This window comes from Aestuariimicrobium ganziense, assembly GCF_015352975.1.
GTDB lineage: Bacteria > Actinomycetota > Actinomycetes > Propionibacteriales > Propionibacteriaceae > Aestuariimicrobium > Aestuariimicrobium ganziense.
On the sequence record NZ_JACYIZ010000004.1, the window covers coordinates 402423 to 422462 of the forward strand.

The window sequence follows — 20040 nt, forward strand, 5'->3', positions numbered from 1 at the left end:
GGCTCTGGCCCCGGCAACGCCCGAAGGCCCCACCGGTGACGGTGGGGCCTTCGGGTCGAGATGTGGTTGAGCGATCAGGAGATCCGATCCTCGGTCTCGTCGCTGAACACGTGCACGTGCTCGGGGTCGATGCCCAGACGCACCTGCGAGCCGCGCTCGGGGGGAATGCGGGTCGAGATACGGGCGACGATCTGCTGGGCGTTGAGCTTCTCCGCGTCCGACAGGCCCGCGAGGGTGCCGTACACGTAGGAGTCAGCGCCAAGCTCCTCGACCAGGGCCACGTCAACGCCGAGGCCTTCGCCCTCGCTGATCGTGAAGACCTCGGGGCGAATGCCCAGGGTCACGGTCTGGCCGGCCTTGGCCAGCACCTCACGCGGCACCGGCACGGTGTAGTCACCGAGCGCGACGCCGCCGTCGACGACCTTGCCCTTCATCAGGTTCATGGCGGGGGAGCCGATGAAGCCTGCGACGAACAGGTTGTTGGGCTTGTCGTAGAGGGCCAGCGGGGTGTCGACCTGCTGCAGGACGCCGTCCTTCATGACCGCCACGCGGTCACCCATCGTCATGGCCTCGACCTGGTCGTGGGTCACGTAGACGGTGGTGACGCCGAGCTGGCGCTGGAGGGCGGCGATCTGGGTGCGGGTCGAGACGCGCATCTTGGCGTCGAGGTTTGACAGCGGCTCGTCCATCAGGAAGACCTGCGGGTTACGCACGATGGCGCGACCCATGGCAACACGCTGACGCTGACCACCCGAGAGGGCCTTCGGCTTGCGGTTGAGGTACTCCTCGAGGCCCAGCATCTTGGCGGCCTTGAGAACGGCGGCCTGACGCTCGGCCTTGGGCACGTTCTGCATCTTGAGGGCGAAGCCCATGTTGTCGGCGACGCTCATGTGCGGGTACAGAGCGTAGTTCTGGAACACCATGGCGATGTCCCGGTCCTTCGGGGGAAGGTCGGTGACGTCGCGGTCGCCGATGTAGATGTTGCCCGCGTTGACCTCTTCGAGGCCGGCGAGCATGCGCAGCGAGGTCGACTTGCCACAACCCGACGGGCCGACGAGCACCATGAACTCGCCGTCACCGACCTCGAGGTTGAGCTTGTTGACCGCAGGATGGTCTGCGCCCGGGTAGACGCGCGTGGCGTCCTTGAAGGTCACTCCAGCCATGCCATGTCCTTTCCACGGGCAGGTACGTGCCCGACGATCCGAGTGGAAGCGCTCCCGAGGGTGCGACTTCATGAGGTGGCCTCGTGGCTCGAGGCACACCGTGAGTCTGTCACACGGATGGATGATCGTGGGGGATGCCCACAGGATTGTTCGGCGCGGGCCCTCAGCACTCGACGATGTTGACCGCCAACCCGCCGCGGGCGGTCTCCTTGTACTTGGTCTTCATGTCGGCGCCGGTCTGCATCATCGTCTTGATCACCTGGTCGAGGCTGACCACCTGCTGGCCGTCGCCGGCCAGGGCGAGCCGGCTGGCGGTGACGGCCTTGATCGCGCCGACGGCGTTGCGTTCGATGCAGGGAATCTGGACCAGACCCCCGACCGGGTCACAGGTCAGCCCCAGGTGGTGCTCGAGCCCGATCTCGGCGGCGTTGCACACCTGCTGCGGGGTGCCGCCCATCACCTGGGTGAGTCCGGCGGCGGCCATCGAGCAGGCGGTGCCCACCTCGCCCTGGCAGCCGACCTCGGCCCCCGAGATGGAGGCGGTCTGCTGGTAGATGGCGCCGATCGCGCCGGCGGTGAGCAGGAAGTCGATGACGGTCTGCTCGTCGTCGCGGACGAAGTGGGTGACGTGGTGCAGCACCGAGGGGATGATGCCGGCGGCGCCGTTGGTGGGGGCGGTGACCACCCGGCCACCGGAGGCGTTCTCCTCGTTGACCGCCAACGCCCACAGGGTGAGCCAGTCCAGGGCGGCGAGCGGGTCGGGGTCGCCGCCGGGTCGGCTGGAGCGTTGCTGCAGGTCGCGGGCCATCCGGTGCGCGCGCCGGCGCACCTTGAGTCCGCCGGGCAGCACGCCTGAGGTGGAGCAGCCTGCCCTCACGCACTCCTGCATCACCTGCCAGATCCGCAGCAGGCCCTCGCGGACCTGCTCGGCGGGACGACGGGCGACCTCGTTGGCGAGCATCACCTCGGGGATGGTGAGCCGGTGCTCGGTGCAGGCGCGCAGCAGGTCGGCCCCGGTACGGAACGGGTGCGGGACGACGGTGGGGTCAGGCGCCACTCGCGGGTTGCCGTCGTCCGCGGCCTCGAGGACGAAACCTCCGCCGACGGAGTAGAAGGTGCGCTGGACGAGGAGTTCGTCGCCGGCCCAGGCGGTGAAGGTCATGCCGTTGGGGTGGCCGGGCAGGTTGCGGTTGCGCCACAGGACGAGGTCGCGCTCCGGGTCGAACCGGACCGCTGCGGGCGTGGGGGAGCCGACGGCATCCAGGTGCAGGGTGTGCATGGCCCGGATGGCGCCGACCCGCTCGGCGGTGGCAGCGGTGTCGACGGTCTCGGGGTGCTCGCCCTCGAGCCCGAGCAGGACTGCCGCCTCGGAGCCGTGGCCGTGGCCGGTGGCGCCGAGAGAGCCGAACAGCTCAGCCCGGACGCGGGTGACCCGAGGCCCCGCGGGGGAGGCGACCAGCTCAGCGGCGAACGTGCGCGCCGCTCGCATCGGGCCGACCGTGTGGGACGACGACGGGCCGATGCCGATGGTGAACAGCTCGAGGACGCTGACGGGCACGGGTGCAGTCTGCTCGCTGTCGGTGGGCAGGAGCAACATGCAGGAGCGGGCGGCGGCCCACGCCAGACGTCCTGAACGACAGTGGTGAAGAGGGCCCTGAACGTCCGTCGTAGCGCGACGATGGGCAGGGCCATCCGATCGAGTGGAGTCCTAGCGCCTCACTCGTAGGTGTACTGCACAGGAGTCTGAGCCACCCCGTCGAGGGTGTAGCTCACCGTCAGGACGATCGGGTTCTTCTTGTTGGCAGGGTTCGCAGCTTTGCCGATGATATTCACCTCGCCACCGCTCGTGGTACCTGTGACACCTACCGGCGAGTTCGCCCAGAATGTCGCGGTGTCGTCGGGCGAGTAGGTGATGCTGGTGATCTCCATCGTCGCCTCGGGGGGGATCGGTGACACGGTGAACTTGAACGTGAAGTCCTTCCCGTTCCTGGTCACCACCAGAGAGCCGGTCTGACCGGACGCAGCCACAGCGGGAGCCGCACCGACAGTCATGATGGTCGGCACGGCCCAGGCAGTGCCGATCATGACGTTGCGGCGGCTGACCTTGCCGGTCTGGTCATCGAGCACGGTGTTGAGGTCGGCCATGGTGGTCTCCTTGTCCTTCTGCTGCACCCCTCCGCCACCTGCGGGCAGGAAGAGGCCTCGTCGCGAGTGACTCTATCGAAAGTTCGCTGAGTTGCGACATCGGGGTCACCACACGTTGAGACTTTCAGCATCACTGAAGCTGGATAGGGTCAGGGCATGGTTCCGAGCCTGCGGGTGCACGGGCTTGACTCCTCGGTCGAGCTCCGGTTCACCGACCCCGACAGTCGGACCCTGCTGGAGGCGGCCACCCACGTCTGGTCGCGGTGCCTGATTCCAGCAACCAGTTCACGACAAGCGGAAACGCTCCACGTCCAGCCCCCGAGCGACTCCTTCGACGCAGCCCGGCGCCACACCCTGCAGCGACTCACGCAGGACGTCACCGAGAGTCTCATCACCTCGCAGGCAGGCCATTGGCTCATGCTGCACGCCGGTGCGGTGAGCAATCCCGCGACCGGCGACTGTCTCGTGTTCGCCGCCCCCGGTGGCACCGGAAAGACCACCCTTTCGCGTCACTTGGGTCAACGCTTCGGCTACGTCAGCGACGAAACGGTCGCGATCGATCCGGCTTCCGGACGCATTCACCCCTATCCCAAGCCATTGTCACTCCGGATTCCTGGCCAGGCCGAGAAGTCCGAGACCTCACCGGACGACCTGGAGCTGCGGCACGCTGCCGCCGAACTGCGCGTGGGTCGCATCGTGGTCCTGCGCCGCGAGCCGGACCACGTCGGAGCACCCGACCTCGCCGAGCTGGCTCCGCTCGACGCGATGGCAGCCCTTCTCCCGGAGACCTCGTGGATCCGTGCCTTCGACGAGCCGCTGCGCACCCTGCGTCGCGTCATCGCTGCGCACGGACCGGTCCTGCGCTGCACCTACCGCGAGGCGAGCGACCTCAGCGCCGTCGCCGCCGCGCTCATAGGGGACCCGTCGTGACCCGCTGGTACGTCCGCACCCCGCCCGACGACCTCCTGGTCGAGGGGGGCGAGGCCATCGCCCTCTACCCGGACCGCTTCGTCCGGCTCGGTCCGATCGGCACGTGGCTGGTCGTCCACACCGAGACCCCGCTCGCTGAGCAGACCATTGTTCGAGGGCTGGACGAGGCCTTCGGCCCTCCTCCGGGGATGAGCGTGGACGAGGCCGCGGCCGCAGCCCTCGCCGACCTGGTCGCCCAGCGGGTTCTCACCCTCAGCGAGGAGCCGACGTGACCACCGACACCCGCTGGTCCATCGCCCCCGAGGTCGCCTGGGTGGACGTCGAAGCGGACGCCGTCGCCGTCGCGATCCTCGAGCCCGCCGCCAGGTCCACTCCCACGATGCTCGTCCCGGAGCCGTATGCGAGGTTGTGGCGCGCGCTGGCCAACGACGGCGCAACTCCCAGCGAGCTCGAAGCCCTGGTCGACGGCCTCGATGCCGAGGGGCGGCGGATGGTGGTGGAGGAGTTCCTCAGGAACGCCGCGGCAGCCGGGCTGCTGCGCTCCGAGTGAGCCAACGCCAGGCCTTGGCGGCCCGCAGCTGCACCACCTGGCGTCGTCCGGGGTAGGGGATCTGCTTCGACTTCGCCCAGGTCCGGGCCTGCCCCTCCGTGGGCCACAGCTCGCGGGCGAGATGGCGCACTGCCAGCCACGGGTGGTGGCGCAGCTCGTAGGCCCACCAGGCCAACGGCGCCTCACCGGCCCGTTGGCGCAGCCGCCAGCGGTCCAGGGCCTCGGATCGCAGCGGCGTCGACGCCCCCTCCACCTGGAAGTCCAGGCTCCGCACCAGCGCAGCCAGCGTCTCCACCGACCCAGTGGCGGGGAGGAACGTCGCCAGCTGGCGTATCTCGTCCGGGGTGAGGGGCTGCGGGATGGCGGCCAGCGCGGCGGCGACCACCTCGTCCTCATGCTCGGGGCGAGCATCGCGCAGCGCGTGCAGCAGGTCGAGCGCCACGGCGTGCGGCCGGCAGGGAGTGGCCACGGGCTGGTGGGCCACCGGGACGCTGACCCGGGACGTCCACAGCGCCTCGAACGTGTCCGAAGCAGGGGCAAGAAAGCCCGGGAACTCGACGTGCAGGTCGAGCGAGCAGGCCCACTGGGGGTGTTCCCAGGTGGTGGAGTGGGCGCCGAAGGGTCGGTAGGCGTACTCGATGGCCCACAGCTGCCAGCCGCGGGTCCGCAGCACCTGTTCGGCGTCCTGGTGGCGTGTGGGGTCCACGAGCAGATCGACGTCCATCGAGACCCGGCCGCGCCGAACCCCGAGTGCGGTGAAGGTCGGGCCCTTCACGGCCAGCGCCCGGATCCCGGCCGCCTCGAGAGCGCGGGCGGTGACCACGGTGCACAGGGGCACCGCCTCGTCCAGGGTGAGGCCGCGCGGCTCGCTGCTCACTCTCGTCCCCGGCCCAGCAGGCCCTGCCACCAGCGGGGCGGCTCGGGCTCCGCGGTCTCCACGGCGCGCTCAGCCCAGACGGGATGCTCGTCCTCGACGTCTGCCGGGTCGAGCTGCGCTGCCGCCTGGCGGAGGAACGGGACGATCGCCGCGAGCCCCTCGTCGATCTGCTGCGCGCAGGCGGCGGCGACCTTGGTGCCGCGCCGGTAGGGATCCTCCACGTCCAGACCCATCGAGTTCACGGGGGCCACCGAGAGCAGGTCCGCGATCGTGGGCGGGCCTCCGTCCTCACCGGCTGACTGCACCGCCGACATCAGTTGGGTGAAGCCGAGCACCGGCGTCTCAAGGTCGGGGTGCGCGTCGAGGATCGCCATGTGGTGGGCGAACTCGAAGGTCACCACCAGGTCGGCCGACCTCAGCAGCTCGTCAGTGACCGGCGCACTGGCGTGGCTGGCGGCTGAGAGTCCCCGGCTCTGCAGCTGGGCGGCCATCCCGTCCTCGACCGGGTCGCCGTCACGGGCTCGCACCCCGGCGCTGGCGACCCGGACCTGACCGACTGTCCCCGGCGCCGGCTCGGTGAGGAGCGCCCGCGCCCGGTGCTCGGCGTAGACCGAGCGGGCCCGGTTGGCGGTGCAGACGAACAGCACCCGCAGCGGACGCGCCGCGGCACGGCGCGGGGTTGGCGTAGGGGGCTCCACCGTCGGAAGCCTAGCCGCCGCGCTGGGGCCGCGACGGCCTCGCGAGGACGGGCTCCTCCCGCAGCGGGTGGGCTGCTGGCCATGCTCGCTACAGTGAGCCGCGTGAAGATCGTGGTCACCGGCGGTGCCGGGTTCATCGGGTCCAACCTCGGCCGGGAGCTGCTCAGCCGCTCCGAGGTGGACGAGGTGGTGGCCCTCGACGACCTCTCGACCGGCAACCGCGCCAACCTCGACGGCACCGAGGTGAGGCTGCAGGAGGGGACGATCCTCGACCCCGCCGCCCTGGACGAAGCACTCGACGGCGCCCAGGCTGTGATCCACCTGGCGGCGCTGCCGTCGGTACCGCGGTCGGTGAAGGACCCGGTGGCCAGCCACCACGCCAATGCCACCGGCACCCTCGAGGTGCTGCAGGCGGCCCGGCGCGCGGGGGGCCTGCAGGTGGTGGTGGCGTCGTCGTCCTCGGTGTACGGGGCCAACCGGGAGCTACCCAAGCGTGAGAGCATGCGCACGGCTCCGATCTCGCCGTACGCGGTGTCGAAGCTGGCCACCGAGGCGTACGCCCTGTCGTTCGGGCACACCTACGGGCTGCCCACCCTGGCCTTCCGGTTCTTCAACGTGTACGGGCCGCTGCAGCGTCCCGGGCATGCCTACGCCGCGGTGGTGCCGGCGTTCGTGGACGCTGCGCTGCGCGGGGTGCCGCTCACCGTGCACGGCGACGGTGAGCAGACCCGTGACTTCACCTACGTCGGCACGGTGGCGCGGGTGCTGGCCGACGCCGTGGTGCGCGGGGTTGCCGACCCTGATCCGGTCAACCTGGCCTTCGGCTCGCGGACCTCGCTCAACTCGCTGATCGGGGTGATCGGGGATGCTCTCGGGTTCGCTCCCGAGGTGGCCCACACCGAGCCGCGCGCCGGTGACGTGCGCGACTCCCAGGCCGACAACGCCCGGCTGCGGTCGCTGTTCCCCGATGTCGAGGCGGTGCCGCTGGCCGAGGGCATTGGCGCCACCGTCGACTGGTTCCGGACCCTGCCCGACTACTCCCGCTGATGCCCGTGGCGCGAGGTGCCACCGGCTGGCGGCTCACCCGCGTCGAGGTGGCCGGTCTGGTCACGGTCGCGTTGTGGTGGGCGTGGGTGCTGACTTCCAGCGTGATCCACGACCGATCGGTGCTGTGGGGATCCCCGTACCTGGTGGCGCCTGCGGCCGTCCTGCTGGGCGTGGTGCTGGGACGCCTGGCCGGTCGCGTGGATCGCATAGGACCCGCCCCTGACCCCGACTTGAGGACCCAGCCGCTGTACTGGCTGCTCGCCCGCGGGCGGTGGGTGGATGCTCTGGCCGTGGCCGCAGCCGTGCTGGTGCTGCCAGGTACCCCGGTGCACCTGGCGCCCGTTCCCGCACCGCTGGGCTACGCGAACGCGAACACCGCCGCCGCCACCCAGGTCATGGCGTTCTGCGGGCTCTTGCTGCTCGGCACGACCGGACGAGTGCGCCGCGCGGTTCTCGCCGCGGCGGCCGTTCTGGCCGGAGTGGCTGGGGTGTGGCACGGGTCGTGGGCCGGGATCACGGTGCTCGCCCCGGTGGCGCTGGCCGTGCTGGTCGCGGTCCTCGCCCGTCCTCGCCGCACGTGGTGGATGACGCTGCCGGCGGTCGCGGCGCTCGGGTCCGCCGTGGCGGGACTGCTGTGGTTGACCACGCGACGCACGTGGCCCGAGGTAGCCACCAGCTCGCTGTCGGACGTGCGCCGCGTGCTGTGGCAGCGAGCACTTGAGCTGTGGTCGACCAGCCCGGTCGGCGGGGGAGGTCCCGGTGCCTACGTCGAGGTGAACCCGTACGCCAGCGACCCCGACCTGGCCGCCGCCCACTCCTCGCTGCTGCAGGTGCTCAGCGAGCTGGGGCTGGTGGGAGCGAGCCTTCTCGGCCTGCTCGTGGTGTGGGGGCTCGCGATGGCGGCCGCCAAGCCTGCGCCGTGGGCGCTGGTGACCCTCGCCGCGTGGACTGCGCTGTGGGTGCACTCACTGATGGACCACCTGTTCGACCACCCAGCACTGGGGCTGCTGGCGGGTGTGCTCCTGGGGTTCGGAAGCCGGGCGTCCATCAGAACAGTTCCACGTCCGCCAGGGTGAGCGTCCACTCCTTGGGGGCAGGCGGGGAGGCGGCCAACGGCCGGGTGGTCAGCAGCGGGCCGGCCCCGGGCACGGGCAGGGGGATCAGCCCCGCGTCCGGGCCGGTCCGCAGTCCGATGGCGTAGTCGGCTCCGGTCTCCCGGACGACGCGGTGCACCAGACGGGCGCCGGTCTGCCAGTTCGGAACGAGTTGTTCGACAATCGCGGCCTCGACGGTCGACCCGCGTCGGCGCAGCCGGAAGATCACCGCACCCTTGGGCGGGTCCCCCTCATCTGCGAACAACACGCGGTAGCGCAGAGGCGCGAACGAGGTTCGCCAGACCAGGTACTCCGGGGTGCGGTCGGTGCGGAAACCCTGCCGCGGGGCGTGGGCGAGCAGTGCCGTGGACACGGAGCCGTCGCGCAGCACGCTCGGGTCGCTGCCGACGCTGGTCTCGTCGGACCACAGCGCTGCGGGCACCTTGGACGACACCATCCGAGCGAGCGCTGCCGGGCTGGCGGGCAGAACCCCGACCGGCAGACGCCGTGCCACCGACCAGCCCATCTTGAGATAGCCGGGCCGGCTCTGGTCGTTGGGGGTGTTGAACACGATTCCGTCGCCCTCGAGGGTCAGCTCGGCCACTCCGCGGAGGGTGGCAGTGCGAAAGATCCCGAGGCCCTGGTAGTCGGGGTGGGTCGCGGTGTCCACCGCCCGCACGGCCGTGACCGGCTTCCCGGCGGAGTTCAGGAAGCGCCACCGCAGGAAGGTGCGGTAGCCCACGATCCGGCCGTCATGCACGGCCACCCACGCTGGTGAAGGTCCGAAGGCGTTCTCCCGGTGCTTCCAGTGCAGAAATGCCTCGTAGTGGGGATCCTCGGACTTCTTGAGGGCCGCCCGCAACAACGGAATCACCTGCGGATCGTCATCAGGCTCTGCCCGCCGGATCAGCAGGTCATCAGCTCGTACCGTGGCCACAGGGCTCCTTCATTCGGCGTTGCTAAGCTGCCTCGAGTCTAGGGCGTGCTGCCCGCCGCTGAATGGAGCCAACCATGTCGAAATCACCGCTCGATCGGGTGCGGGTGTTGTGGTTGATCAAGGGCTTGGGTCCTGGGGGTGCCGAGCAGCTGTTGCTGTTGTCGGCGACCGTCGCAGATCACCAATCGTTCGACTATCGGGTGCGCTTCGTCCGTGCAGACAAGACCCACCTCGTGGACGAATTTGTCGCCGCCGGGGTGATGCCGCAGCGACTGGGCGAGCGAACGACGGGTCGGTTTGGCTGGTTGCGCGATCTGCGCAGGGAATTGTCGGAGTCGGACGTCGTGCACAGCCATTCCCCGGTGCTGTCGGGGGTGGCGAGGCTGATCACCCGAACCCTGCCGCCCAGCACGAGGCCCGCCCTGCTCGTCACCGAGCACAACGAATGGAGCAGCCACCGACTCCCCACACGGTGGCTCAACGGACTGACGGCGTGGGTCGATGCCCGCCGCTGGGCCGTGTCTGACCAGGTGCTCGCCACCATGTGGCCATCGGCCCAGAAGCGGACGACGGTGCTGATCCACGGCATCGACGCCCACCAAGAGCCGGTGGACCCTTCCACCCGAGCCAGGGTGCGTCAGGAGTTGGGGCTCGCCGAGGACGACGTGCTGGCGATCACCGTCGCGAACCTGCGCCACAACAAGGACTACCCCAACCTGCTGCGCGCCACGGCGGTCGCGACGCGGCGAGAACCGAGGCTCCGCGTCGTCTCGGTGGGGCAGGGCCCGTTGGAGCAGGAGTTGAAAGCGCTGCACAGGCAGCTTGGTCTGGCTGAGTCGTTCCGCTTCCTGGGATTCCGCCGCGATGTGGCCGAGCTGATGGCCGCGGCCGATGTGTTCGTGCTCGGGTCGGCACACGAAGGGCTGCCCGTGGCGATCATGGAGGCCTTCGCAGCGGGACTCCCGGTGGTGGCCACACGAGTGGGCGGCGTGCCGCAGCAGGTGCGCCATGAGCGTGAGGGGCTGCTGGTTCCGGCCGGTGACCCTGAGGCACTGGCCTCCGCGCTGGTGCGGCTGACGCGCGATCGGCCGGTGCGGGCCGCGCTGGCGGCGGGGGCGTCCTCCCGCGCCGGGGACTACGACATCCGGCGGGCCGTGGCGGTGCAGGAGGCGGCTTACGCCGAGCTCGGCCGGACTCGCTGAAATAGGCGCACACTTGCTTTCGCGCCGGTGACCATTCCCGCGTACAGCCGCTCTGGCAGCAGACCGCCGCGTAGCTTCGCCGCGAAGAACTCCTCAGGATCCGTGCGGCGGATCGGAACCCGGCGCAACCGCAGCGGGTCAACGCCGGGCAGATTGCGTCCCAGTTCGCCGGTGGACGCGCTGCGGAAGCGTGCACGTATTTCGGGCTCCAGTTCGGGGACGGCGATTCCCCACGGATAGGTGAAGTGACGGGGAGTCACCCCCAACTCGCGCTCGACCGCCTCTGTGCAGCGATCCAACTCCTCGGTGGTGAGAATCTCCGGGCGGGCGTGGGAGAACGTGTGGTTGCCGATCGTGCAGAGCCCGGAGTCGACCATCTCGCGCAGCTGCGCCCAGGTGAGCCCTCGCCCGGGCGGCCCCTCCGCGGTGGCGCCTTCCCACACCATGGCCTCGCCCACGAATCCGGCCGCCAGGTAGATGAGGAAAGGCAATCGGCGCTCGCGCAGGTGCGGCCAGGCGTTGTCGTAGACGTCCTCGAACCCGTCGTCGAAGGTGAGGACGAACGTCGGTCGGGTGTCGCCAGCGTCGAGTCGGTCCAACGCCTCATCGAGCGAGACCACATCGTGATCGGCCAACAGGTCGAGCTGGCGCACGAACGTGGCGCGTTCGAGGTCGAGCTCGTTGCTGGTGCCGCCCCCGATGCGGTGGTAGATGAACAGCGTGGCGCCCTTCGCGGAGCTGCTGCCTCCCAACCGCGCCAGGATCTTCTTCACCACCGTGCGCGGATGGCGCTCAGCCTGGAACCGTGACGTCACGGGTCACCTCCTCGGTCGGGCGGTCGGCCAACAGCGTGGCCTTGGGCAGCGCCAGCAACACGAGGACCAGCGGCAGCATCAACACCCGCTGCCGCGCGAGGATCCCGAAGTTGGCGAACTGGGAGAATGCCAGGACGAACGCCACCACGTAGGTGAGAGAGAACGCCAGGTAGGGCTCCCGGGTGAGGGATCTCCACACGCCCCGCCAGCGCGAGAAGGACGCCACAACCAAGCCCAGCACGAACAGTCCCTCCAGGCTCTGGGCCAGCATCTGAATGTTGCCTGACTCCCACGGGAACGGCCGGAACAGCAGCGTGACGAAGGCCACGGGGACACCCAGGGGGTTGGTCAGCGGAACTGGGGTGAAGGACGACCCGCCCTGAGCGGTTTGCCCGCTCGCCCAGCCGATCTCCTCGATGACGCCCTGCGCGGTGAGGTCGTCGATGCCCAGAAACTCGGCCGACTGCTGAGTGAGGAGGAGGGCGGCCGCGGCCATCACCACCAGCCCCCCGACCTTGGACAACACCCCCAGCGGCTTGGTGCTGGCCGGACGGAGCACCTGCGCGACCACGAGCGACGTGACCAGCAGCACTGCCATGTGGGGTCGTACCAGGGCGGTACCGAGTCCGCCGACCGTCAGGAGGAGCAACCACGTCGGGCGCTGTGTGAACAGGTGCGCGGCGCCAAGGCTTGTCACGCCCACGAAGAGCAGCAACCAAGCCTCCTTGCCGATGCTGGAGGGCCAGTAAAGCACCGACGGCAGCAGGAAGACCAGCAGCGCGTAGCGTCGGTGATCAGCCGCCGGCAGGGCCGTGGCGAACGCCCGATACAGCAGGTAGATCCCCCAGTAGGCGAGCGAGCCGAAGACGACGAACCCCGCGAACGGGCTGGGTCCGGTGAGGGCGTAGACCGTGGTGGTGATCAGCTCGAGGACCTGCGTGCCCTGCTTACCTCCCGGTTCCCAGACGAACGCGCCTTCGCGCCAGAGCCGGTAGTTCGCCGCGGCGTAGAGGTTGTAGCGCTCCGCGTCACCGCCGCCGTCGTAGAGCACGTAGAGCACTAGGTAGCGCATGGTGATCCCGGCGAGCTTCGCCAGGTACCCCCACGCCATGACGCGCATCAGCCAGGGCTGGTGTCGTCGCGCAACGACCCAGATCAGCAGGGCGTTGAGCAGGACGACGACCGGCACCGCGATGAGACCGCCCCAGACGCTGTAGGTCTGGGTGTTCATCGCCCACGCCAGCAGCGCGGCGTAGCCAGCGACCATCACCAGGCCGGCGGCGGTCAGGCCGAGTCCGTCGAGGGGGCGTGCCCGCACCGCAGTTCAGTTCGCCCGGGCGGCGCGCTGCGGCGGCGGGGCCCCGGCTTCGCCAGCACCCGCGGGGGGCTGGGCGGCCGGGGCCCGGCCAGCGGCCTTCTGCCGCTTCTTGGCCCGCTGCTTGCTGTTGCCGTACCCATAGCCCGACCCGTAGCCGTAGCCATACCCCTGGTCGGAGACCGGCGCACCGATCAGCATCGCCCCGATCACCGGGGTGCGGAACCGTCCGAGCAGTTCGGCGATCCGTTCACCCGCCGAGGTGGTGAGGCGTCCGCTGCGCACCACGAGCAGCACGGCGTCGACCAGTGGCAGCAGGTCGTACACGTCACTGGCGGCCAACAGGGGCGAGCTGTCCACGATGATCACATCGGCCTGGTGGCACAGGTCGTCCACCAGCGGGCCCATCCGGGTGACCAGTGAAGTGGGAGAGTCCAGCTGGGTGCCGGCCGTGATCATCTCGACCCCGGCCACGTTGGTGGGGCGAATCACGGCTCGCAGCGGGAAGTCGGTCGGGTTGCTCAGGTAGTCGGTGACCCCCGCGCCCTCAGGCACGTCGAGCAGCAGGTGAGCGTCGGGCTTGCGCAGGTCACCGTCGACGACGATCACACTCTTGCCGGTCTCGGCGAAGCTGGCGGCAAGGTTGGCCACGCTGGTGGTCTTGCCCTCGCTGGCGAACCCGGAGCTGACCAGCACGACCTTGCCAGCCCCCGGGCGCTCGGTGGCCTCACCTGCGGCGTTGCCCTCGAGCTGCTGGGCGGGCAGGTGGGTGATCGCGGTGCGGGCTGACCGATAGGCGTCGGCGTAGGGGCCCAACGGTTGCGAGACCACCGGTAAGGGGCTGTTCTTGCGGGTCCGCAGCAGCTTCGGCACCTCGGCAATGACCGGCATCCGCAGCACCTTGTGCACCTGGTCGCGGGTGCGCAGCCGTGAGTCGAGGTGATCCACGATGAGGGCCAGGGCCGCGCCGAGCAGCAGGCCGAGGGCGGCGGCGATCAGGGTGCGGGGCAGACGGCCCGGTGGCACGACGAACCCGCCTGACGGGGTCTCGGCGACCGGGGTGGCGCGCTGCAGCACCCGCACCTGGCCCAGCTGTCGGTTGGCGTCGAAGTACTTCACCGTCTCGTCGGCGAACGTGTTCGCCACCGCGGTGGCACGCTCGGCCTGGTCGGACCTGGCCGTGATCGTCAAGGCGCCGGCAGCCGGGTCGGGGGTGACCTCCAGTTCCGAGGCCAGCACGGCCGGGTCGCCCTGGTGGCCCAACGCTGCGGCGGCGCGCACCGGGATGTCGCCGGTGGTGACGTAGAGCGCGATCCGACTGAGATTGCCCTGGGCGTTCTCACCGTCCACGACCAGGGTGGCGGTGGCGGCGTAGCCGAGCGCTGGTCGTTCCGACTCGTCGGTGATCGCGAACACGACGCCGGCGGCCACCAGGGTGCACGCGAGGATGATGAGCCACCGTCGGCGGAAGATCCGCAGGTAGTCACGCAATGTCATCTGTCTTAATTCCCCATCGTCGGTCGGCCGCACACGTGCGCGAACCCCGGGCATGCCCGCCACACTCTACCGGCCGATGCGCCGCGGGCCGGCACCAGACCGGCTGGCTCGCCACGTCCTTGGCAACTCTTCAGGAGATGTTGTCGGTGCATTTCGGACGACTCGGGGTCATCTGCGAAGATTGCCGGGTGCCGACTCAAGACACCGCTGCCGATCCACGCAATGGGGCGTGGCGCTTGGCGCACCTAACAACGGTCGACATGAGTCTCGCGCTGCTTCTCGGAACGGAACTCACCGTCGACGTGGAGCGGGGTCACACCGTGTTCGGCATCAGTGCTCCCGGACCCTATGTGGAGCGTGTGGAGGCACTCGGGGTCACCCACGTGCCGATCCACAACTTGACACGGTCGTGGTCCTTGCTGAGCGATCTGAAGGCGTTCGTGGAGCTGGTGCGCACGCTGCGCCGGCTCAAGCTGGACGTCTTGCACACCCACACCCCGAAGGCCGCGGTGATGGGACGCATCGCCGGTCGACTGGCCGGGGTACCTGTGGTGGTGAACACCTGTCACGGATTGTGGGCACGCCCTGAAGATCGACTGATGAAGCGTCTGTTCGTGCATTCCCTGGAAGCTCTCGCGGCGCGCTTCTCCCACTTCGAGCTGTTCCAGAACGCCGAAGATGCCCACACGATGCGGCGATTCCTGAAGCCGGGACGGTGGAAGGTCGTCGGCAACGGCATCGACCTGGATCGCTTCCAGCCCGACCCCGAGGGGCGGGCCCGGATCCGTGCTGAGTGGGGGATCGCCGACGACCAGTTGGTGGTCGGCACGATCGGACGACGCGTCCGCGAGAAGGGCCTCGCCGAGTTCGCCGAGGCCGCCCACCGCCTGCGTGACCAAGCCGTCTTCGTCTGGGTTGGGCCCGAGGACGAGACTGACAGCGCAACTGAGGTGCCTCACCAGGACGCCATCCGCTTCGTCGGTGAGTACACCGACATGCCAGCGGTCTACTCGGCCCTTGACGTGTTTGTCCTCGCCTCGTACCGCGAAGGCTTCTCCCGGGCATCGATGGAGGCCGCCGCCTGCGGGCTGCCGATGGTGCTGAGCGACATTCGCGGCTGCCGTGAGATCGGGATCGACGGCGAACACCTGAATCTCGTGCCGCCGAGGGACCCCGAAGCGCTCGCGACCACTGTGTCCTCCCTGCTTGGGGACGCCGAGCGTCGTGAACAACTCGGTGCCTCGGCGAAGACGCGCGCTCGCGAAGAGTTCGACCAACGATCTGTGGCGCAGGCCTCCTTCGAGGCGTACCGGATGGCGAGCGGTAGTGGCTACGATGCGCGCGCCGCGTCCACGACGCCCTCAAGGCGTGTCCCGACTGTCCTCCACGTTCTTCCACAGGACCGTGACCGGGGTGCCCAAGTCTTCGCGGCCCGGCTGCGCGACTCTCTCAACGCAGCAGGATCGCAGCGCCATTTGATTGCCACCCTGTTCGAAGGGCGCGAAGCCGCTATGAAGGCTGAGGTGCGCCTCAGTGTCCGTCCGGGGCTGCTCAAGCGCGCCGGTCTAGATCCACGCGCCGTGCTAGCGCTTCGGGGGGCTCTGAATCGAGTGGCACCCGATGTAGTGGTGGCTCATGGCGGGGAGGCGCTGAAGTATGTCGTGGCCGCCGGGAGTTCGGCCCCTACGGTGTACAAGCGCACGGGTCTCTCCGCCACGGAACTGGAGCAACCTGGTCGCCGGAGGCTCTACCGTGCCCTATCCCGCCGGGTAACACACATCGTCGGCGTGTCTCGCGACCTACTCGACCAGAGTTCAGCCTTGGGTGTGCCAGCTGATCGGATGAGCCTCATTCCTAATAGCCGGGACCCCGAGGTATATCGGCCTGCTATTGGACCCGAGCCGCGGGCAACTCCCCGAATGCTGTTCATCGCCCAGTTCGAGGAAGGTAAGCGTCCGGGCCTCTTTCTAGACCTTGTGGCCGCGCTGCGAGACCGGGGGGTCGTGTGCGATGTCGCCATGGTCGGCGACGGCCCTCTGCGAGCGGGACTGTCGGTCAGGGCGCGCGAGCTCAACGTCGACATCCTGGGCACGCGGACGGACGTGCCCGACCTGCTCCGCGGCGCCGACCTGGTGGTTATGACCAGCGCACCGGGCAGCGAGGGGATGCCAGGCGTCCTGATTGAGGCGGGCATGACCGCCCTGCCCGTGGTCTCCACCTTCGCCGCCGGTGTTACCGACGTCGTCGCCAACGGCGAGACGGGGCTGGTCGTCGAGCCGGGGCCCGCCGAGCTGGCCGACATCACGGACGCCGTATCCCGTCTACTCGTCGACGCCGACTTGCGCAGCACGATGGGGACCCAAGCCCGGGCGCGCTGCGTGGCGCTCTTCTCGCTCGCCAGCACGGCCGAGGCCTGGGAGCGTCTCCTGGCCCGGCTCGCGGAGCCCACCTCGACCCGGGGAACGCGTCCGTGAACGAACCTCGCCAGCGCTCGATCGGGGCTTCGGCCCGCGGTGGGGCCCGGTCCTCCATCTTGGCCCAGATGACCGTTCAGGTCGGTAGTGCGCTCGCCACAATAGCGCTCGCGCGCCTCCTAGCTCCCGATGAGTTTGGGGTCATCGCATTGGCTCAGAGCCTGGTCGGCGCGGCATCGTTGCTCGGCCTTTCGGGCATCACGGCATCTATCGTCACTTCGGCTGCCGACGTCGAGCGCAAGGCGGCAACGTACTTCTGGGTGGGGCTACTGGCTGGTTTGGGGATGGGCGGAGCCATCGCAGTGGCGTCCCCACAACTGGTTGCAGCCCTTGGACAACCGGGGGCAGCGCCGTACGTGATGGTCCTGGCGGTAACCGTCCCCCTATCGCTGACTACGTTGGTGCCGCAGGCTTTGCTGCAACGGCGACTGCAGTTCAACCGCATGAACTCAGTCACCGTCGTGGGTGCTGTGGTCTACTTCGTGCTCGAGGTCCTCTTGGCGTTGCTCGGGTTGGGAGCTTGGGCGGTGATCTGGGGACAGGTGGCCGGCGCCGGCGCCTCGCTGATTGTCAGCCTCGCCCTCGCTAGGTGGATCCCTAGGCACCGGCCCCGTTTCGCGGAGGTGCGAGAGGATGTCGCCCTCGTCAGCAGCATGGGCCTGAATTCGGTCTTCGGGTATTTGGGAAAGAACGCGGACTACTGGGTCGTCAGCCGCGTCATGGGTCCGGCCCAGCTCGGCGTGTATTACATCGCCTACGTCTTGCCGAGCATCGTGCGTGTTCGCATCAGCGGGATATTCCGACAGGTCATGCTGCCCATCCTCGCTGGCATCGAGCAGTTCGAGGACCAGGCCAGCGCGTGGCGTCGAGCCACTCTCTCATCATTTGCTCTCGCCCTGCCCGCAATGTTTGGCATTGCTGCAGTCGCGGCGCCGCTCATAAAGCTATTGTTCGGAGCCCAGTGGTCGGGGGCGGCTGATCCGATGCGGCTCGTCACCTTGGCCGGTGTCACTGATCTCGCCATCCACGCCGTGTCTACGATGGCGATCGCGCGCAAGAGACTGATATTCCGCGCGACGCTACTGGTCGGAATGCGTGCGTTGCTCGTCGCCGTAGGGGCGCTCGTGGCGGCGTGGGCGTTTCGCTCTCTGATGGCCGTTGCCCTGGCTGTTCTGGTCGCCTCGCTGATCACCCTGCTGGTGCAGGAGTTCACCGTCGCCCGCCCCCTCGGTATAGGTGTCCGCACTTTGGGCAGGGATCTGTTTGGCATCTTGGTCGTGTGTGGCGTCATGTTTGGCGGCGTCCATCTCGTGATCAACACATTGACGCCCGGGCTGCCTCCCGTGCTTCAGCTCGCAGCCGGGGTCGCAACGGGCATCGTGCTCTACCTGAGCGTTGGCTGGGTTGTCGCGCGCCGTGCCGTGCGGGAATCCGGGGCCCAGCTGGCACGCCTCGCACGAGGCAAGTGACATTCCCAGAGCCATCGAGGAGAACCCATGTCAATCGATCACTCATCCACCCCCAGCATGAACGCCGCGCCCCTCCGGGTCGTGGTAAGCAATCTGTTTGGTGACGTCAACCGGGGGGGTGCGGCGATCACCGCGGAGACCCTGCGCGTGCTCCTGTCCCTCGATGCCGAGGTGACAGGAATCTCGGTGCACACCGATCACCCGGCTCTCTCGCATCCGCACACGTCACGGAGATTCCCCAATGTGGCTCTTCACACTTCCGGTGGGGGTGGCGGGGTGAGTCCGCCGCCGATGAGGAGCATGCGTAGCCGGTAGTTGTCTCGGTTGCGGAAGCCGAGGGCGGTGCTGTCCCGCGTCAAGCTTTCTGGCAGGCCGGTTGTGGGGGCATGATCGGCGTCTGAGAGCAGGAGGACCCGACCATGGGACGACCACCGGTGTTCAGCTCGGAGACCAAGACCAGGATCGTGTTGAGCGTGCTGGCCGGCGAGATCAGCGTCGCCGAGGCGGCTCGGAAGGAGAAGGTTTCCGAGCAGTCGATCGGCCGCTGGAAGGCCGAGTTCCTCGAAGCGGGCAAGACAGCACTCGCGGCCGGAAAGTCTGGGCCGTCGACCCGAGAGGCGCAACTCGAGGCCCAGGTCGAGGACCTCACCCTCGCCCTCGGCGAGGCAGCGGTCGAACTGCGTGTCTGGAAGAAGAGCGCGGAGGGCCGGCTGGGCCCTTCGAAGACCTCGAGGTAATCCGGATCGACGAGGGAATGTCGACCTCGAAGTTCTGCGAACTGCTCGGCATTCCCGAACGAACCTGGCGACGCTGGCAAGCCAAAGCCCGGGCAGGGAAACCAGTCAAGGGGCCGTGGCCGGCACCGTCGCGCGACCAACACCGGGCAGCCGTGGCCGCGACGGCCAGCAAGCATCCCGCGTGGGGACATCGCAAGATCTGGGCCATGGTCCGTCACGACGGACACCTGCTGTCGCCATCGACGGTGTTGCGGATCATGGCCGACGAAGGCCTCCTGCTGCACGCTGACCACCAGAAACAGCGCCGGGAGTTGGCCAAGCAGCGCAAGGCCGCGTTCGCCGCGCCACCGACCGGTCCGAATCAGGTCTGGCAGTTCGACTTCAGTGAGTACGAGACCACAGGTGGTGGGACGTGGCGGGTCGCCGGCGTCGCAGACTATTTCAGCAAGTACGAGTTCGCCTGGCACTGGTCACCCACGGCGAACCAGCACGACGCGATCGCCGGGGTGGAACTCGCCCTCGCCAAGGCTGAAGCCATGCTCGGCGGCGTGTCCTTGGTCGACCACCTCACTGATCCAGAGACCGGTGAGGTCGTCCCGATCACGCTGGTCACCGACAACGGTGGGCCGTTTCGCTCGTTCCGGTTCGAGCACTTCATCGCGGCCCATCCGGAGCTCAGGCATGTTCGGACTCGTGTCAGGACGCCCGGTCAGAACGGGGTCCGTGAACGGGCCTTCCAGAGCTTGAAGTACGAGCGGCTCTACCGCGAGCAGATCGACGATGGGCTCGACCTGGTCCGCGAGGCCGATGCCTATCGGGTCGAGTTCAACACCGTCCGACCCCACGAACACCTGGCTTGGAACCGGCCCTCAGAGGTCCACCGTGGCCTGGCAGCCCCCACCGTCCCCACCTTTCCCCAGCCCGAAATCCTGCCAACTACTTGACGCGGGCGATGCGGCGGTGGAGTTCGATGAGCCCGTTGATGCTCTCGGTGCCGCCGTTGCTGGCGCGGCCGGTGTCGAAGTAGGCCAGGAAGGCGTCTTTCCACTGCTTGAGGGTGCGGCCCAGCTTGGCGATCTCGGGGATCGGG

Annotated in this window: 20 protein-coding genes; 10 read left to right on the forward strand and 10 right to left on the reverse strand. The window is 68.9% G+C overall.

Annotated elements, in window-relative coordinates; translation table 11 throughout:
• Window positions 1–74: 74 nt before the first annotated feature.
• From IE660_RS10015 to IE660_RS10025, 3 genes are all read right to left on the reverse strand, one after another.
• Entirely contained in the window at window positions 75–1163 is a 1089-nt protein-coding gene (locus IE660_RS10015; protein WP_203568212.1) for an ABC transporter ATP-binding protein, read from the reverse strand.
• Between the two features lie 163 nt (window positions 1164–1326).
• Window positions 1327–2721 (reverse strand): L-serine ammonia-lyase, encoded by a 1395-nt coding sequence (locus IE660_RS10020; RefSeq protein ID WP_328701920.1) that lies wholly within the window; start codon window positions 2719–2721, stop codon window positions 1327–1329.
• A gap of 158 nt (window positions 2722–2879) precedes the next feature.
• The gene (locus IE660_RS10025; RefSeq protein ID WP_203568214.1) at window positions 2880–3335 is read right to left on the reverse strand and encodes a hypothetical protein; all 456 of its coding nucleotides are present in this window, start codon (window positions 3333–3335) and stop codon (window positions 2880–2882) included.
• A 129-nt stretch (window positions 3336–3464) separates the two neighbouring features.
• Here IE660_RS10025 and IE660_RS10030 point away from each other — a divergent pair, with 129 nt between their 5' ends.
• The 3 genes from IE660_RS10030 to IE660_RS10040 are packed head-to-tail and all read left to right on the forward strand — an operon-like array spanning window position 3465 to window position 4788.
• On the forward strand, window positions 3465–4238 hold the full coding sequence (locus tag IE660_RS10030; protein ID WP_203568215.1) for a hypothetical protein: 774 nt from the start codon (window positions 3465–3467) through the stop codon (window positions 4236–4238).
• Window positions 4235–4510 carry a hypothetical protein gene (locus IE660_RS10035; RefSeq protein WP_203568216.1) on the forward strand — a complete coding sequence of 92 codons (276 nt, stop codon included), beginning with the start codon at window positions 4235–4237 and terminating at the stop codon, window positions 4508–4510. Before IE660_RS10030 ends, IE660_RS10035 begins: the two co-directional genes overlap by 4 nt.
• Window positions 4507–4788: a hypothetical protein gene (locus tag IE660_RS10040; RefSeq protein ID WP_203568217.1), complete on the forward strand. Its 282-nt coding sequence runs from the start codon at window positions 4507–4509 to the stop codon at window positions 4786–4788. Before IE660_RS10035 ends, IE660_RS10040 begins: the two co-directional genes overlap by 4 nt.
• On the opposite strand, the gene IE660_RS10045 is transcribed toward IE660_RS10040, so the two are convergent.
• Both IE660_RS10045 and IE660_RS10050 read right to left on the reverse strand, forming a co-directional pair.
• On the reverse strand, window positions 4748–5665 hold the full coding sequence (locus IE660_RS10045) for a nucleotidyltransferase family protein (RefSeq protein ID WP_203568218.1): 918 nt from the start codon (window positions 5663–5665) through the stop codon (window positions 4748–4750). The two genes, IE660_RS10040 and IE660_RS10045, sit on opposite strands and share 41 nt — an antisense overlap.
• Window positions 5662–6363 (reverse strand): arsenate reductase/protein-tyrosine-phosphatase family protein, encoded by a 702-nt coding sequence (locus IE660_RS10050; protein WP_203568219.1) that lies wholly within the window; start codon window positions 6361–6363, stop codon window positions 5662–5664. The genes IE660_RS10045 and IE660_RS10050 overlap by 4 nt, the downstream gene beginning before the upstream one ends.
• A gap of 102 nt (window positions 6364–6465) precedes the next feature.
• On the opposite strand from IE660_RS10050, the gene IE660_RS10055 reads away from it, so the two are divergent.
• Complete coding sequence (locus IE660_RS10055; RefSeq protein WP_203568220.1) at window positions 6466–7410, forward strand: NAD-dependent epimerase/dehydratase family protein; 945 nt, start codon at window positions 6466–6468, stop codon at window positions 7408–7410.
• On the forward strand, window positions 7410–8486 hold the full coding sequence (locus IE660_RS10060; protein ID WP_203568221.1) for an O-antigen ligase family protein: 1077 nt from the start codon (window positions 7410–7412) through the stop codon (window positions 8484–8486). The genes IE660_RS10055 and IE660_RS10060 overlap by 1 nt, the downstream gene beginning before the upstream one ends.
• On the opposite strand, the gene IE660_RS10065 is transcribed toward IE660_RS10060, so the two are convergent.
• Window positions 8458–9441, reverse strand: coding sequence for a GNAT family N-acetyltransferase (locus tag IE660_RS10065; protein WP_203568222.1), 984 nt, complete (start codon window positions 9439–9441; stop codon window positions 8458–8460). The two genes, IE660_RS10060 and IE660_RS10065, sit on opposite strands and share 29 nt — an antisense overlap.
• Window positions 9442–9599: 158 nt before the next feature.
• On the opposite strand from IE660_RS10065, the gene IE660_RS10070 reads away from it, so the two are divergent.
• Window positions 9600–10643 (forward strand): glycosyltransferase, encoded by a 1044-nt coding sequence (locus IE660_RS10070; protein ID WP_203568223.1) that lies wholly within the window; start codon window positions 9600–9602, stop codon window positions 10641–10643.
• On the opposite strand, the gene IE660_RS10075 is transcribed toward IE660_RS10070, so the two are convergent.
• The 3 genes from IE660_RS10075 to IE660_RS10085 all read right to left on the reverse strand — a co-directional run bounded on the left by IE660_RS10075 (window position 10616) and on the right by IE660_RS10085 (window position 14270).
• Window positions 10616–11458, reverse strand: coding sequence for a polysaccharide deacetylase family protein (locus IE660_RS10075; RefSeq protein ID WP_203568224.1), 843 nt, complete (start codon window positions 11456–11458; stop codon window positions 10616–10618). The genes IE660_RS10070 and IE660_RS10075 overlap by 28 nt on opposite strands.
• Window positions 11436–12689 carry a hypothetical protein gene (locus IE660_RS10080; protein ID WP_203568225.1) on the reverse strand — a complete coding sequence of 418 codons (1254 nt, stop codon included), beginning with the start codon at window positions 12687–12689 and terminating at the stop codon, window positions 11436–11438. Before IE660_RS10080 ends, IE660_RS10075 begins: the two co-directional genes overlap by 23 nt.
• A 93-nt stretch (window positions 12690–12782) precedes the next feature.
• A complete protein-coding gene (locus IE660_RS10085; RefSeq protein ID WP_203568226.1) occupies window positions 12783–14270 on the reverse strand; it encodes a polysaccharide biosynthesis tyrosine autokinase in 1488 nt (495 codons plus the stop codon).
• Between the two features lie 260 nt (window positions 14271–14530).
• On the opposite strand from IE660_RS10085, the gene IE660_RS10090 reads away from it, so the two are divergent.
• From IE660_RS10090 to IE660_RS10105, 4 genes are all read left to right on the forward strand, one after another.
• Window positions 14531–16744 (forward strand): glycosyltransferase, encoded by a 2214-nt coding sequence (locus IE660_RS10090; RefSeq protein WP_203568227.1) that lies wholly within the window; start codon window positions 14531–14533, stop codon window positions 16742–16744.
• A complete protein-coding gene (locus tag IE660_RS10095) occupies window positions 16741–18213 on the forward strand; it encodes an oligosaccharide flippase family protein (RefSeq protein WP_328701922.1) in 1473 nt (490 codons plus the stop codon). Before IE660_RS10090 ends, IE660_RS10095 begins: the two co-directional genes overlap by 4 nt.
• 419 nt (window positions 18214–18632) lie before the next feature.
• Entirely contained in the window at window positions 18633–18950 is a 318-nt protein-coding gene (locus tag IE660_RS10100) for a transposase (RefSeq protein WP_203568229.1), read from the forward strand.
• Window positions 18951–18967: 17 nt separating this feature from the next.
• The gene (locus IE660_RS10105) at window positions 18968–19894 is read left to right on the forward strand and encodes an integrase core domain-containing protein (RefSeq protein ID WP_203568230.1); all 927 of its coding nucleotides are present in this window, start codon (window positions 18968–18970) and stop codon (window positions 19892–19894) included.
• Here the strand turns inward: IE660_RS10105 and IE660_RS16595 are convergent.
• Window positions 19887–20036: a transposase gene (locus IE660_RS16595; protein ID WP_407929014.1), complete on the reverse strand. Its 150-nt coding sequence runs from the start codon at window positions 20034–20036 to the stop codon at window positions 19887–19889. The genes IE660_RS10105 and IE660_RS16595 overlap by 8 nt on opposite strands.
• Window positions 20037–20040: the final 4 nt, after the last annotated feature.